Annotated in this window: 12 protein-coding genes; 8 read left to right on the forward strand and 4 right to left on the reverse strand. The window is 73.9% G+C overall.

The genetic code is table 11. The annotated features are described in order from the left end of the window. Positions 1 to 25: 25 nt before the first annotated feature. The 6 genes from ACME2J_RS20535 (at position 26) to ACME2J_RS20560 (ending at position 6,718) form a co-directional block, all read left to right on the forward strand. Positions 26 to 499 carry a macro domain-containing protein gene (locus ACME2J_RS20535; protein WP_495546824.1) on the forward strand — a complete coding sequence of 158 codons (474 nt, stop codon included), beginning with the start codon at positions 26 to 28 and terminating at the stop codon, positions 497 to 499. Beyond that, positions 496 to 1,275 carry a tRNA pseudouridine(38-40) synthase TruA gene (truA, locus tag ACME2J_RS20540; RefSeq protein WP_495546813.1) on the forward strand — a complete coding sequence of 260 codons (780 nt, stop codon included), beginning with the start codon at positions 496 to 498 and terminating at the stop codon, positions 1,273 to 1,275. Before ACME2J_RS20535 ends, truA begins: the two co-directional genes overlap by 4 nt. A 123-nt stretch (positions 1,276 to 1,398) precedes the next feature. After that, the gene (gene surE, locus ACME2J_RS20545) at positions 1,399 to 2,226 is read left to right on the forward strand and encodes a 5'/3'-nucleotidase SurE (protein WP_495546814.1); all 828 of its coding nucleotides are present in this window, start codon (positions 1,399 to 1,401) and stop codon (positions 2,224 to 2,226) included. Further along, on the forward strand, positions 2,223 to 4,313 hold the full coding sequence (gene ligA / locus ACME2J_RS20550; protein WP_495546815.1) for an NAD-dependent DNA ligase LigA: 2,091 nt from the start codon (positions 2,223 to 2,225) through the stop codon (positions 4,311 to 4,313). Before surE ends, ligA begins: the two co-directional genes overlap by 4 nt. Before the next feature lie 34 nt (positions 4,314 to 4,347). Continuing rightward, positions 4,348 to 5,331 (forward strand): radical SAM protein, encoded by a 984-nt coding sequence (locus ACME2J_RS20555; protein WP_495546816.1) that lies wholly within the window; start codon positions 4,348 to 4,350, stop codon positions 5,329 to 5,331. A 109-nt stretch (positions 5,332 to 5,440) separates the two neighbouring features. Then, complete coding sequence (locus ACME2J_RS20560; protein WP_495546817.1) at positions 5,441 to 6,718, forward strand: cadherin-like domain-containing protein; 1,278 nt, start codon at positions 5,441 to 5,443, stop codon at positions 6,716 to 6,718. Between the two features lie 119 nt (positions 6,719 to 6,837). On the opposite strand, the gene ACME2J_RS20565 is transcribed toward ACME2J_RS20560, so the two are convergent. After that, entirely contained in the window at positions 6,838 to 8,184 is a 1,347-nt protein-coding gene (locus tag ACME2J_RS20565) for a cytochrome P450 (protein ID WP_495546818.1), read from the reverse strand. A gap of 129 nt (positions 8,185 to 8,313) precedes the next feature. Between ACME2J_RS20565 and ACME2J_RS20570 the strand changes: the two genes are divergently transcribed. Next, positions 8,314 to 8,904, forward strand: a complete 591-nt coding sequence (locus ACME2J_RS20570; RefSeq protein WP_495546819.1) for a hypothetical protein — start codon at positions 8,314 to 8,316, stop codon at positions 8,902 to 8,904. A gap of 19 nt (positions 8,905 to 8,923) precedes the next feature. Here the strand turns inward: ACME2J_RS20570 and ACME2J_RS20575 are convergent, their stop codons facing one another. Further along, positions 8,924 to 10,261 carry a D-alanyl-D-alanine carboxypeptidase/D-alanyl-D-alanine-endopeptidase gene (locus tag ACME2J_RS20575; RefSeq protein ID WP_495546820.1) on the reverse strand — a complete coding sequence of 446 codons (1,338 nt, stop codon included), beginning with the start codon at positions 10,259 to 10,261 and terminating at the stop codon, positions 8,924 to 8,926. Positions 10,262 to 10,319: 58 nt separating this feature from the next. On the opposite strand from ACME2J_RS20575, the gene ACME2J_RS20580 reads away from it, so the two are divergent. Continuing rightward, the gene (locus ACME2J_RS20580; RefSeq protein WP_495546821.1) at positions 10,320 to 11,585 is read left to right on the forward strand and encodes a patatin-like phospholipase family protein; all 1,266 of its coding nucleotides are present in this window, start codon (positions 10,320 to 10,322) and stop codon (positions 11,583 to 11,585) included. On the opposite strand, the gene ACME2J_RS20585 is transcribed toward ACME2J_RS20580, so the two are convergent. After that, positions 11,582 to 12,697 carry a pyridoxal phosphate-dependent aminotransferase gene (locus ACME2J_RS20585; RefSeq protein ID WP_495546822.1) on the reverse strand — a complete coding sequence of 372 codons (1,116 nt, stop codon included), beginning with the start codon at positions 12,695 to 12,697 and terminating at the stop codon, positions 11,582 to 11,584. The genes ACME2J_RS20580 and ACME2J_RS20585 overlap by 4 nt on opposite strands. A 9-nt stretch (positions 12,698 to 12,706) precedes the next feature. Continuing rightward, on the reverse strand, positions 12,707 to 13,154 hold a 448-nt coding region (locus tag ACME2J_RS20590), incomplete at its 5' end, for a hypothetical protein (RefSeq protein WP_495546823.1).

The following is a 13,154-nucleotide window of genomic DNA, read 5'->3' on the forward strand; positions in this document are numbered from 1 at the left end:
GAAGGTCGCCGCCTGATCACCCTTCATCGCCCTATCCACAACATTTGACAATTGCGCCGTCGACGCCGCCGGGGGCGGCGGCGTCGACGGCGCGATCCATCGTGCCGCCGGTCCGGCGCTCCTCGAGGAGTGCCGGCGCCTCGGCGGCTGCGCGACCGGGGACGCGAAGGCGACCGCCGGTCACGGGCTCCCCGCCCGGCACATCGTCCACGCCGTCGGGCCGGTCTGGCACGGCGGCGCGCGGGGCGAGGCCGACCTCCTCGCTTCCGCCCACCGGCGCTCCGTCGAGCTCGCGGCGGAGCGCGGCGCCCGGACGCTCGCGTTCCCGGCGATCTCCACCGGGATCTACGGCTATCCGGTCGAGCTCGCGGCCCCAGTCGCCGTCCGCGCGGTCCGCGAGGCTCTCGCCGTCCAAGCCGTCGTCGAGCGGGTGACGTTCGCGGTCCTCGACGAGGCGCGCCGCCTCGCCTACGCGGAGGCGATCCGCGCCGGCTCGTGACGACGGCGCGCCTCCTGATCGAGTACGACGGCAGCGACTTCGCCGGCTGGGCGCGCCAGCCGGGACTGCGGACCGTCCAGGGCGAGCTCGAGCGCGCCCTCGCCGTCCTCGCCCGCCACGACGTCACGCTCACCGTCGGCGGCCGCACCGACCGCGGCGTCCACGCCTCGGGGCAGGTCGCGTCGTACGAGGGCGAGCCGGTCGCCGTGCGCGCGCTCAACGCGCTGCTGCCGCCCGACGTCGCCGTCCTCTCCTGCGAGGAGGCGGCGCCGGGCTTCGACGCGCGGCGCGACGCCGTCTCGCGGGCCTATCGGTACCGCGTCGTGACGCGGGCGGCCCCGCCGGTCTTCGTCCGCGCCGTGGCGCTCCACAACCCGCACCGCGTCGACCGCGCCCTGCTCGACGAGTGCGCCGCGCTCCTGCCCGGCCGCCACGACTTCACGGCGTTCACGCCGACGATCACCGACCACGTCCACTTCCACCGCGTCGTCCTCGCGGCCGCATGGCAGGACGTCCCCGACGGGCTGGACTTCACGATCCGCGCCGACGCGTTCATGCGCCACATGAACCGCATCCTCGTCGGCACGATGCTGGAGGTCGCCGGCGGCCGGCGCGACCTCGCGTCGTTCGCTGCTCTCCTCGAGGGGGCGCACCGCCGCGACGCGGGGCCGACCGCGCCGCCGCACGGCCTCACCCTCGAGCGGATCGACTACCCCGATCGCTCGTACCCGCAGCCGCAGGTCCCGCGGGACCCCCGGACGCCTCGCCGCGCCTGACCCGCCCGGACGACTGGCACGTGCCACCGGCACGCACTGCGCCGTCCGAACGCGTCAGCCACGACGATGCCTTCCGGTGCCCCGGGCGGGACCAACGGCCACGTGTACTAGGTTCCCCTGTCCGTGCGCGTCCTTCTCACCAACGACGACGGGATCGAGGCCGAGGGCCTGCAGGCGCTGCGTCGCGCGCTCGTCGCCACGCCCGGCGTCGAGGTCGTCGTCATCGCCCCCGACCGCAACCGGACCGCGGTCGGCCGCGGCATCACGATCCGCCGGCCGCTCGTCGTCGAGCGCGTCGACTTCGACGACGGCACGCACGGCTTCGCGACCGACGGCATGCCCGTCGACTGCGTGCGGCTCGCGTCGCTCGGGCTCGTCGAGGGCTTCATGCCGGACGTCGTCCTCAGCGGCATCAACCACGGCTCGAACCTCGGCGACGACATCACCTACTCGGGGACGGTGGCCGCCGCGATGGAGGGCCTCATCCTCGGGCTGCCCGCGATCGCGGCCTCCCAGCAGTCCGAGGACCGCGAGATGGACTTCCGCCTCGGCAGGACGTTCGGCTTCGACGTCGGCGCGGCGTTCGTGGCGCGCATCGTCGCCGAGCTCGACGCGATCCCGCTCCCGCCCGCGACTCTCCTCAACGTCAACATCCCGGCCGGCGAGCCGCACGGCGTCGAGGTGACGCGGCTCGGCAAGCGCATCTACCGCGACCAGCTCCAGCTCGAGGACGAGGACGAGGAGGGGCGGCGCAAGCGGTTCTGGATCTACGGCAGCGACCCCGGGTTCGAGGACGAGCCGGGGACCGACCTCGCCGCCGTCCACGCGGGGCGCATCGCCGTGACGCCGATCCACCTCGACCTCACGCAGCACGACGGCATCGGCGACCTCACGATGCACGACCTCTCGCGGCTGCTCGAGCCGGCGTCCCGGGAGGTCGGCGGGGAGTGAGCGCGCCGTCGGAGCGCTTCGACGTCCCCGACGACCGCGACGCGGCGTCCGCGCGGGCCGATGAGCTCCGCGAGCAGCTCGCCTACCACGGGCACCGCTACTACGTCCTCGACGACCCCGAGATCGGCGATGACGTCTACGACGCGATGCTCGACGAGCTGCGGGCGATCGAGGCGGCGTTCCCCGACATCGTCACGCCGGACTCGCCGACGCAGCGGATCGGCGGCGAGCCGATCTCGAAGCTCGAGAAGGTCCGTCACCTCCAGCCGATGCTCTCGCTCGCGAACGCGCGGAGCGCCGAGGAGCTGCGCGCGTGGGTCGAGCGGATGCGCAACCACCTCGCTCGGGAGGGCATCGAGGATCCCGCCTTCCGCTTCGTCTGCGAGCCGAAGGTGGACGGCCTCGCGATCTCGCTCGTCTACCGCGACGGCGTCCTCGAGCGCGGCGCGACCCGCGGCAACGGCGAGGTCGGCGAGGACGTCACGCACAACCTGCGCACGATCGGCCAGGTGCCCCTCACGATCGAGGACGCCCCGCCCCTCGTCGAGGTCCGCGGCGAGATCTACATGCGTCTCCCGGACTTCCAGGCGCTCAACGAGCGCCGCGCGGAGGAGGGGCTCTCGACGTTCATGAACCCGCGCAACAGCGCCGCGGGCACGATCCGCCAGCTCGACCCGAAGCTCGCGGCGCAGCGACCGCTGTCGATGTGGGCCTACGGCGTCGGCGCCCACGAGGGCCTCGAGGTCGAGGGCCACGCCGCCGCGCTCGACTGGCTTCGCGAGCGGGGCTTCCCCATCAACGAGGGGATCACGGCGCTCGACGACGAAGAGGCCGTCATCGCCCAGTGCCTCGACTGGCAGGAGCGCCGCGCGACGCTCGACTTCGAGATCGACGGCGTCGTCGTCAAGGTCGACGACCACGAGCTGCAGCGTCGCCTCGGCGTCGTCGGCCGCGACCCGCGCTGGGCGATCGCCTGGAAGTTCCCGCCGACCACCGCGGTGACGACCCTGCACGAGGTCTCGTGGAACGTGGGGAAGTTCGGGGACCTCCATCCGTTCGCCGTCCTCGAGCCGGTCCACGTCGGCGGCGTCACGGTGAAGCTCGCGACGCTGCACAACGAGGAGGACCTCGCGCGCAAGGACCTCCGCCCGGGCGACGAGGTCATCGTGCTCCGCGCCGGCGACGTCATCCCGCAGGTCATCTCGCCCGCCCCGCACGCCGCCGAGAGCCCGGACCGCGCCGATCCGCCACGGCCGCCGGCCCGGTGCCCGGTCTGCGGCACCGACACGGTGAAGCCCGAGGGGCACGTCTTCACGAAGTGCCCCAACCGCGAGTGCCCGGGCCGGCAGTGGCAGCTCCTCAAGCACTTCGTCTCGCGCGGCGCGATGGACATCGACGGCGTCGGGGAGAAGCAGGTCGCGCTCTTCATGGACAAGGGGCTCGTGAAGACCGCCGGGGATCTCTACCGCCTCGAGTCCGAGCCGATCGAGGCGCTCGAGGGGTTCGGCGAGGTGAGCGCGCGTCGCATCGTCGACGCGATCGCGGCGTCGAAGGAGCGCCCGTTCGGCCGCGTCCTCTTCGCGCTCGGGATCGAGGAGGTCGGCGAGGTGACGGGGCGCAACCTCGCGCAGCGCTTCCGCTCGATCGACGCGCTCATGGCCGCGAGCGCGGAGGAGATCGAGGCGACGCCCGGCATCGGGCCGATCGGCGCGCAGACGATCCACGACCAGCTCGCGCACGAGGACATGCGCACCCTCATCGCCGACCTCCGCGCCGAGGGTCTGCGGTTCGAGGAGGAGGGGCCGCCTCCGGGCGAGGGCCCGCTGAGCGACGCGACGGTCGTCCTCACGGGGACGCTGCCCACGCTCACGCGCGAGCAGGCGACCGAGCGGATCCTCGCCGCGGGCGGCCGCGTCACCTCGTCGGTGTCGAAGAAGACGTCGTACGTCGTCGCCGGCGAGGCGGCCGGCTCGAAGCTCGAGAAGGCCGAGCGCCTCGGCGTGCAGGTGGTCGACGAGGCCGGCCTCGAGGCGCTGCTGCGGGGCGAGGAGCCGCCGGGCGGGGACGGCGACCGCCCCGCCGAGTAGCGCGTCCGTCCTGCCCGTGTGCGAACGTGTGTTCGTGCGCTGGAGCAGCCTCGAAGCCCCTCCGACGGTCCGGCGTTTCGACGCGCCCGAGGCTCTCGACACGCGCTTCTACGAGGTCCACGCGCGCAGCGCGCTCAACCGCGTCCCCCGCGCGTCGCGCATGCCGTTCCGGTGGACGGTCAACCCCTACAGGGGCTGCGCGCATGCGTGCACCTACTGCTTCGCTCGCGACACGCACCGCTTCCTCGACCTCGACGCGGGGCGGGACTTCGAGCGCGAGATCGTCGTGAAGGTGAACGTCCCCGACGTGCTGCGTGCCGAGCTCTCGCGGCCGTCGTGGGCGCGTGAGCACGTCGCGATGGGGACCAACACCGACCCGTACCAGTGGGTGGAGGGGCGCTATCGGCTCATGCGCGGCGTCTGGGCGGCGCTCCGGGACAGCCGCACGCCGTGCTCGGTGCTCACGAAGTCGCCGCTCGTCCTGCGTGACCTCGACCTCCTGAAGGAGATCGCCGCGGTGACGGACGTCCACGCGAACCTCAGCGTGCCGACGATCGACGAGAAGGCGTGGCGGGCGACCGAGCCGCGCACGCCGAACCCGCGGGCGCGGCTCGAGGCGGTCGCCGAGCTCAATCGCGCGGGGATCCCGACGGGGGTCCTCGTCGCGCCGCTCATGCCCGGCATCAACGACGACCCCAGGCAGGTCGAGGAGATCCTCGCTCTCGCGACCGAGGCCGGCGCGACGAGCATCGGCGGCATCGGCCTCCACCTCCGCGGCGAGGTCCGCGACGTGTTCATGGACTGGCTGCGCAGCGAGCGGCCCGACCTCGTCGAGCGCTACGAGCGGCTCTACGCGCGTGGCGCGTACCTCCCGGCGGCCGAGAAGGCGCGTCTCGCGGGACTTCTCGGACAGCGTCAGGAGGGCCGCCGCGCGGGGCGCTTCGAGCGCTTCGAGGGCGAGGCGCCGCGAGCGCGTCTGCCGGCTCCCGAGGTCCCGCGACAGCAGACGCTGTTCTGAGGAGAGCCTCGGAACTCATCCCCCATCGGGGCGCGGACGATTACGGATGCCGCCGACGGGCCGGTGATGGGACGGTGGTCGCCAGCCGCTGTTCCCAGAAGGAGGCCCGATGTTCTCTTCACCGACCAGGGCGCGCCGGAGGACCCCTCGCGGTCGCGCTCTCGCCCTCGTCGCCATCGCGGCGCTCGCCGTCCCCGCGACGGCAGCCGCCGGGACGCTCGATCAATCGCAGACAGGTGTGTCCTCGCTGCTCATGCCGGTCGGGGGCCCCGACGAGCCCGACGGCCGCAGCGTGAGCCCCGCGCAGAAGTTCACGGCCGGGATGACCGGCAGCCTCGACAAGGTCGACGTCCATCTCCGCGACATCCGCGGGACCGCGACCGCCGACGTCACGCTCGAGATGCGGAACGTCGTCGGCGGTGTGCCCGGCACGACCGTGCTGGCGACCGAGACGGTGCCGGGCTCGAGCATCACGGACACGGGCGATTGGGTCGAGGTGCCGCTCTCGTCACCGATGGCCGTGACGACCGGGTCGACGTACGCGATCGTCGCGTACACCAGCGGCGCCGATCTCTACACGTGGGGCATCTCGGAGGACACCGATCCCTACGTGAACGGCGCGGCCTACCTCTCGCCGTCGTCCCCGCCGTCCACGAGCTGGCCGGCGATCGGCTCGCGCGATCTCGCCTTCAAGACCTACGTCGCCGACAACGCGGCGCCGGTCGCGGTCGACGACGCCTACTCGCACGCGGGCTCCGACACGCCGCTCGTCGTCACGGCCCCGGGCGTCCTCGGCAACGACACGGACGCCGACGGCGACAGCCTGACCGCCGTCCTCGTGGGCGGTCCGTCACACGGCACGCTGACGCTCAACGCCGACGGCTCCTTCACGTACCAGCCCGTCGAGGGCTACGTGGGCGCCGACTCGTTCACCTACAAGGCGAACGACGGCGCGGCCGACTCGAACGTCGCGACGGTGAGCCTCACCGTCAGCGCCGGCTGCAACGGGCTTCCGGCGACGATCGTCGGCACGTCGGGCGACGACGTCCTCGAGGGCACGTCCGGCGATGACGTCATCGACGGCCTCGGCGGCGACGACGAGATCGCGGGGGGCGCCGGTGACGACGTCATCTGCGGCGGCGCGGGTGACGACCACCTGGCCGGCAGCGCCGGGAACGACCATCTCGCAGGCGGGACCGGTGACGACCACCTCGCCGGGGCGGCCGGCGACGACACGCTTCTCGGAGGTGCCGGCGTCGATCGCCTGAGCGGCGCCGCCGGAGACGATCACCTCGACGGCGGGGACGGCGCGCCCGACAGGTGCCTCACCGCGTCGGGGGTGGACACGACGACCGCGGCGTGCGAGGTCGTCAGGGGTCCCTCGTAGACGAGAGCCGGTGACCGGGCCCGGGGCCGCGAGGCCACCCGGGCCCGGCCGGCCGCTCTCGCGGGTCGGGACGCGACGACAGCGGCGTGCCGAGGTCGTCCAGCGCCGCGCCCGTCCCGTCAGCCGTCGCGCCCGCGGACCTCGGTGATCCGGGCCTCGCCGCCCCGCGTCGGGATGGCGGTGACGCCCGCGAACCGCGCCGCTTCCGGTCGGCGGCGAGGGGCGACGAGCGTCGCCCGCTGGAGGATCCGCGCGATGACGACGCGCATCTCGAGCTCCGCGAAGGCGGCGCCGAGGCAGCGGCGCACCCCGCCGCCGAACGGGACCCACGAATACGGCTCGGGGGCGCCCTCGAGGAAGCGCTCCGGCCGGAAGGCGATCGGGTCGGGACCGTAGAGCGCGGGGTCCGTCTGCACGAGGTACATCGAGGCGCAGAGCTGCGTGCCGGCAGCGAACCGGTGGCCGCCGAGCTCGATCTCCTCGGAGGGCATCCGGAAGACCTCGGGGACGACGGGCCGGAGCCGCAGCGACTCCTTGATCGTCGCGTCGAGGTAGACGCCCGGGCCGGTGGAGCGCACCTCGTCGGTGAGCCGCGCGAGCGCCGACGGGGTGCGCAGCAGGCGCTCGAACGTCCAGCCGACCTGGGTCGCGGTCGTCTCGTTCCCGGCGAGGAGGATCGTGATGAGCTCGTCGCGCAGCTCCTCGTCGCTCAGCGGCAGCCCGTTCTCGTCGCGCGTCGCGAGGAGGAGCGCGAGCACGTCCGAGGACGCGTCCTCGTCGCATGTGCGCCGACGGGCGATCTCGTCGAAGAGCATCGCGTCGATCTCGTCCCGCAGGGCGAGGAAGCGCGACCAGACGCGCAGCGGCCCGAGGTCCCGCTGCACGAGCATGAGGAGCGGATTGACGCCCGAGAGCCGCGGGAGGAGGGCGGTGAGCCGCGCGACGCGCTCGGCGTCGTTCACGCCGAACACGACGCGGATGATGATCTCGAGCGTGACGTCCTGGCCGACGCCGCGCGTCCGGATCGTCTCGCCGGGCGCCCAGCGGTCGATCGCGCGGTCGACGATGTCGGTCACCTGCTGCTCGTAGCCGGCGATCGCCTCGCCGTGGAAGGGCGGCAGCATGAGGCGGCGCATCCGCAGGTGCGGGTCGCCGTCCAGGAGGAGGATCGAGCGCGGGCCCGTGACCGGCCCCATGATCTTCTCCCGCGGCGCGCCGACGACGTACTGGCCGGGCTTCCACTTGAACATCTCCTCGACGAGCGCGCGGTCGGCGACGTGGACGAGCCGCCCGACGAGCGCGTCGTTCGTCTCGAAGACGGGCCCGTAGCGGGAGCGCAGCCGCCGCCGGCTCGCGTAGGGCGCGAAGACGCCCGCGAGGGTCTGGGCGATCCGGGGCGCGCGGGGCCCGCCGAGCGGGGGTGCTGCGAGCGTCGCGGCGTGGGCCGTGTCGTCGATCGTCGCCATGCCGGAGCATCAGTCTGCATGCCCCGGCCGGGGGTCGCAAGGACCCGCGGCGGGGCGTTTCCGCGGGAGGGGCCCGTGGGAGCCGCTCCCTGACGCCTCCGGCGCGGCCCGCGTGGAAGGATTCCGCTCATGAGAGCCGCCCTCGCCGCTGCCGTCGCATGTCTCGCCCTCCTCGCCGCGGGCTGCAGCCCCGACGAGGACGCCACGACGGCGGCCGGCGGCAGCAGCGAGTACGAGCGCTCGTTCGTCGAGGCGCTCGAGGAGTCGGCGAAGGAGGCCGCCGACCGGGCGGGGGATCAGCCGGGCGCGGAGGCCTCGACCGAGGAGCGCCTCGCCTTCGCGCGCGCGTACGCGGCCGAGCTGCTCCCGCTGATCGCGTCGTCGCTCGCGGAGGTCGACCCGCCGGACAACGTCGCCGACGCCCACGCGCAGTACGTCGCCGGCGTGCGCGACCTCAGCCGTCCCGAGCTCCTCGGCGACCTTCTCGACCTCTCGGCGCAGACGTTCGAGGAGACCCTCGGGGCGAAGGGCGACGAGGAGGAGTCGCGGGCCGCGGCGACGCGGTTCGCGGAGCGCCTCGCCGAGCGCCCCGAGATGCAGGCCGCGTTCGCGCGCATGGCGGAGGCCCGGGCGAAGCTCGCGCGCTCCGGCTACGACCTCGGCGGCGTCACGGCGCTGCCGGGCGTGCCGATCGGGCAGGGCGCCGCGCCGGCGGAGTGACTCGCGCGGGGCGCCGGGGCTACCCCTCGTAGCGGGCGATCCGCGCGACCATGCGGTCCTCGAGCTTCTTCGCGCGGTAGGTGTCGACGCGGTTCTCGAGGAAGACGAACGCGACGTCGCGTCCGGAGGTCGTCTCGCAGTAGCCGGCGAGGGCGCTCACCTCGCGCAGGGTGCCGGTCTTCGCCCGGCAGCGGCCTTCTGCGGCGGTGTCGCGCATGCGCTTGCGCAGCGTCCCGGAGCGGCCGGCGACCGCGAGGGACGTCCGCCAGGCGTCGTAGGTCGCGCCGCCGTCGCCGCGGTCGCCGTCGGCGGCCGCCTGCGCGCCGACGTCATCACCGGGCGCGTCGACGTCGGTGACGCCGTCGTCCTGCGGGCGGAGGTCGTGCATGTGGCGGAGGAGGTCCATGACCTCGCGCGGACTCGTGCGGTTCTCGCGCGAGAGGCCCGAGCCGTCGCGGAGCTTGCGCGGCTCGACGTCCACGTCCTCCAGGGTCCGGCGGACGACCGACATCCCGCGGGCCGTCGTGCCCCCGGTGCCGTACCGGGCGCCGAGCCCCTTCGCGAGCATCTCGGCGTAGAAGTTGTCGGACGGGCGGTTCGTCGTCCGCACGAGCGTGCGCATCGTGGGCGACTCCGCGCGCGCGGTCGGCGTCTCGAGCGCGGCGTCGGCGCGGGGGAGGGCGCGGACCCGCGGCGAGCGGCCGACCGTCACCCCCGCGTCCTTCAGGAACGCGTGGAGGCGCTCCGCCGCCTTGAGCGCGGGGCCGTCCGAGTAGTCGGGGCGGCCGTGGGCCCACGTGAGGGCGCCGAGCCAGCCGCCGAGGTACTGATCGGGCCGGTAGCGCGAGTCGGGCCCGCCCCGGCGGGTGTCGAAGAGCGACTCGTCGGCGAGGACGCTGCCCGTCACCCGGCGCAGACCGGCGCCGCGGAGGTCTGCGACGAGGGCCTTCAGCGCGGCGTCGTCGAGCGCGGGATCGCCGCCGCCGACGATGTGGAGGTTCGGGACGGTGCCGTTCCGTCGGGGATCGGCGCCGGGGGTGTAGACGACGGTCTCGAGCCGGGCGCTCGGGCCGAAGCGCAGGAGCGCGGCGGCGGTCGTGAAGAGCTTCTCGTTCGAGGCGGGGATCCGGTGCGTCGTCGCGCGGCGCGAGAAGAGCGTCTTCCCCGTCTCGAGATCGACGACGAGCGCGCCCGCGGAGGAGCCCAGGGCACGATGGGTGCCGGAGAGCGAGGACTTCAGCTCGTCGGCGGTGTACGCGGCCGCGGGGGCCGTGGGGAGCACGGCGGCGAGCGTGCCCGCCGCGGCGACACCGGCGAGCCGCGCCGCTCGGGAGAGGCGCTGGACGGTGAACGGCATGCCGGCGGCAGGATAGAGGTGGGGCCGGTGGCATGCGACAGCCGAATAGACTTGCCCGATGGGCAAGGTCGTCTCCCTCGACCCCGGCGGCTCGCGTCCGAAGAAGGCCGGAGCGCAGGGCAAGCGGCGTCGCAAGCGCTCGAAGACGGCTCTCGTCCTCGGCGGCGGCGGCCTCACCGGCGGCGTCTACGAGATCGGCGCGCTCCGGGCCCTCGACCTCCTCTCCGTCAACCGGACGGTGAACGAGTTCGACGTGTACGTCGGGACGAGCGCCGGCTCCGTCATCGCCGCGCTCGCGGCCAACGGCGTGACGCCCGAGGAGATGATGCGGGTCGTCAACCAGCAGGTGCCGACGCCCTTCCGGGACATCGACCTCGGTCAGGTGCTCCGCCCGAACGCTCTCGAGTGGCTGCGCAAGGGGGCGCTCATGCCGCTGCGCGCGGTGCAGGTCGCCCGCGAGCTCGCGCCGCGTCTCGGGCAGGTGAGCCTCATGGACGTCGTCCTCGGGCTCGCGGAGGGCCTGCCGTCCGGGTTCTACTCGGGCTCGGGCATCGAGTCCTACCTGCGGACCGTGCTCTCGGATCCCGACCGCAGCGACGACTTCCGCGCGCTGGACTCCGAGCTGTACCTCCCGGCGACGGACCTCGACACGTGCGAGCGCATCGTCTTCGGCGGGGAGGGCTGGGAGGACATCCCGATCTCGCAGGCGGCGCGCGCGAGCACCGCGCTGCCGATGCTCTACAAGCCGACGAAGATCCGTGGCCGCGAGTTCATCGACGGCGGGATCGTCTCGACGACGAACCTCGACATCGCGGTCGAGGCGGGCGCGAAGTTCGTCGTCGTCATCAACCCGCTCGTCCCGTACGTCAACGACTTCACGCAGCGGACGCCGACGCTCTTCGGCTCGCGGGCGAAGCACGTCAGCGACATGGGCTTCCCGCAGATCGGCTACCAGGTCTTCAAGCTCATCGCGCACCAGCGGCTCCATGAGATGCAGAAGCAGTGGGAGGCGCGCTACCCCGGTGTCGACATCGTGCTCATCGAGCCCGAGCCCGACGACGAGCTCATGTTCCAGACCTCGATCATGAGCTTCACGAGCCGGGTCGAGATCGCCCGCCACGGCTTCCAGTCGGTGACCGTCAAGCTCGCCGAGGACTACGAGCGCTACCGCGCCGTCGCCGCCAAGCACGGGATCGAGATCTCCTCCGGGCGCGTCAACAAGGTCGTGCGCCACTTCGACACGGAGCCGGAGGAGACCGGCGCCTGGCGGAAGATCCTCGAGCAGACGACGGGCGCCCTGCTGCGGCAGAGCGCCGACGACTAGGCCCGCAGCGCCGCGTCGAGCGCCGCGACGACGCGGTCGACGGCCTCGGGACGGTGCGGCACCGTCATGCGGACGCGGTCGGGATCCCCGAGCGGCGCGCCGGAGCGGACGAGCACGCCGTGGCGCTCGAGCCGGGAGCCGAGCTCGGGGCCGGCGATGCCGTCGGCGGCGAGCCAGAGGACGTTCGCCTGCGACGGAGCGACGCGCACGCGCGTGCGCTCCTCGAAGGCGTCGAGCAGCGCACGCCGGTGCCCGGCGACGAGCTCCGCCCGCTGCGCGGCGAGCCCAGGGTGGTGGCGGACGACGTCGAGCGCGCCGGCGAGCGCGAGCTCGGCGGCGGCGAGCGGCGGACGGACGCGCTCCAGGAGCGACTCGGCCTCCGCAGAGGCGACCGCGTAGCCGCAGCGCAGGCCCGCGAGGCCCCAGGCCTTCGAGAACGACCGCACGACGAGGAGGCGGGGGTGGGTCTCCTGGAGCGCGAGCGCGGCGTCGCGCTCCTCGGCGTCCACGTAGTCGCGCAGCGCCTCGTCGAGGATGACGACGACGCGCTCCGGCAGCTCGTCGAGGAGGCGGCGCAGCTCCGCGGTCGCCAGGAGCTCGCCGGTGGGGTCGTTCGGGTTCGCGACGAGGACGATGCGCGTGCGCGCGGTGACGGCGGAGAGGAGCGCATCGACCGCGAAGCCCTCGACCGGGACGGCGCGGCCGCGGGCCGCGCGCGCGACGATCGGGTGCAGCGGGTAGCCCGGCCACGGGGTGACGAGCTCGTCGCCGTCGGCCATGAGCGCGGTCGCGGCGGACGCGAGGAGCTGCCCGGCGCCGTCGCCGACGACGATCCGCTCCGGCGCGATGCCGCCGAGGATGTGCGAGAGCTCCGCGCGCAGCTCGCCGGCGTGCGGGTCGAGGTAGGAGTGGAGGCCGCGCCGGGCCGCGAAGGTGATCGCGTTGACGACCGAGTGGGGCGGGTACTCCGGCCACGTCGTCGCCCGCAGGTCGAGCGGCTCGGTGCGCGCGAGTGCCTGCTCGCGACGGGCCTTCGCACGGGCGCGGAGGCCGCGGTTGACCTCCTCCTCGTCGAGCGCTTCGAACTGGCGGTAGCGGTCGAGCAGCCCCATGCCCGCGCGTCAGCCGCCGGTCGGGGCGAGCTGCGGACCGAGGCCGGCGAAGAGGAGGAGCCAGGCGGCGAAGACGACCGCGCCGACGGCGGCGGTCGTGCCGAAGACCCGGCCGAGAACGCCGGTGCGCTGATCGATGCCACCGGCGCGGCGCACGAGGATCCAGGCCTGGTCGAGCCTCTTGAGGAGCGAGAGCCCGCCGAAGAGGACGGCGATGAGGCTGCCGAACCCGGCGGCGATCCCGAGGCCGACGTTGTCCGTGAGGTACTGCACCTGCGAGGCCACCCAGAGGCCGCCGGCGGGGATCGGCCCCCAGAAGAGCAGCGAGATGAGGACCATCGTCGCGAGGAGGGCGTGGGCGAGCGCGCGATCGAAGCGGCGGCGGCGCCGGCTCCCCTTCTCGGGGATGGCGCGATAGCGGACGGGCGCCGTGCCCGGCCTGCGGCCGATGAACAGG

The organism is Paraconexibacter sp., from assembly GCF_059438195.1.

Coding starts and splice junctions, on each gene's coding strand:
- ACME2J_RS20580 (WP_495546821.1), top strand. CDS start 10,320: ATGGGCAAGGTCGTCTCCCTCGACCCCGGCGGCTCGCGTCCGAAGAAG.
- ACME2J_RS20575 (WP_495546820.1), bottom strand. CDS start 10,261: ATGCCGTTCACCGTCCAGCGCCTCTCCCGAGCGGCGCGGCTCGCCGGT.
- ACME2J_RS20570 (WP_495546819.1), top strand. CDS start 8,314: ATGAGAGCCGCCCTCGCCGCTGCCGTCGCATGTCTCGCCCTCCTCGCC.
- ACME2J_RS20560 (WP_495546817.1), top strand. CDS start 5,441: ATGTTCTCTTCACCGACCAGGGCGCGCCGGAGGACCCCTCGCGGTCGC.
- ACME2J_RS20565 (WP_495546818.1), bottom strand. CDS start 8,184: ATGGCGACGATCGACGACACGGCCCACGCCGCGACGCTCGCAGCACCC.
- ACME2J_RS20585 (WP_495546822.1), bottom strand. CDS start 12,697: ATGGGGCTGCTCGACCGCTACCGCCAGTTCGAAGCGCTCGACGAGGAG.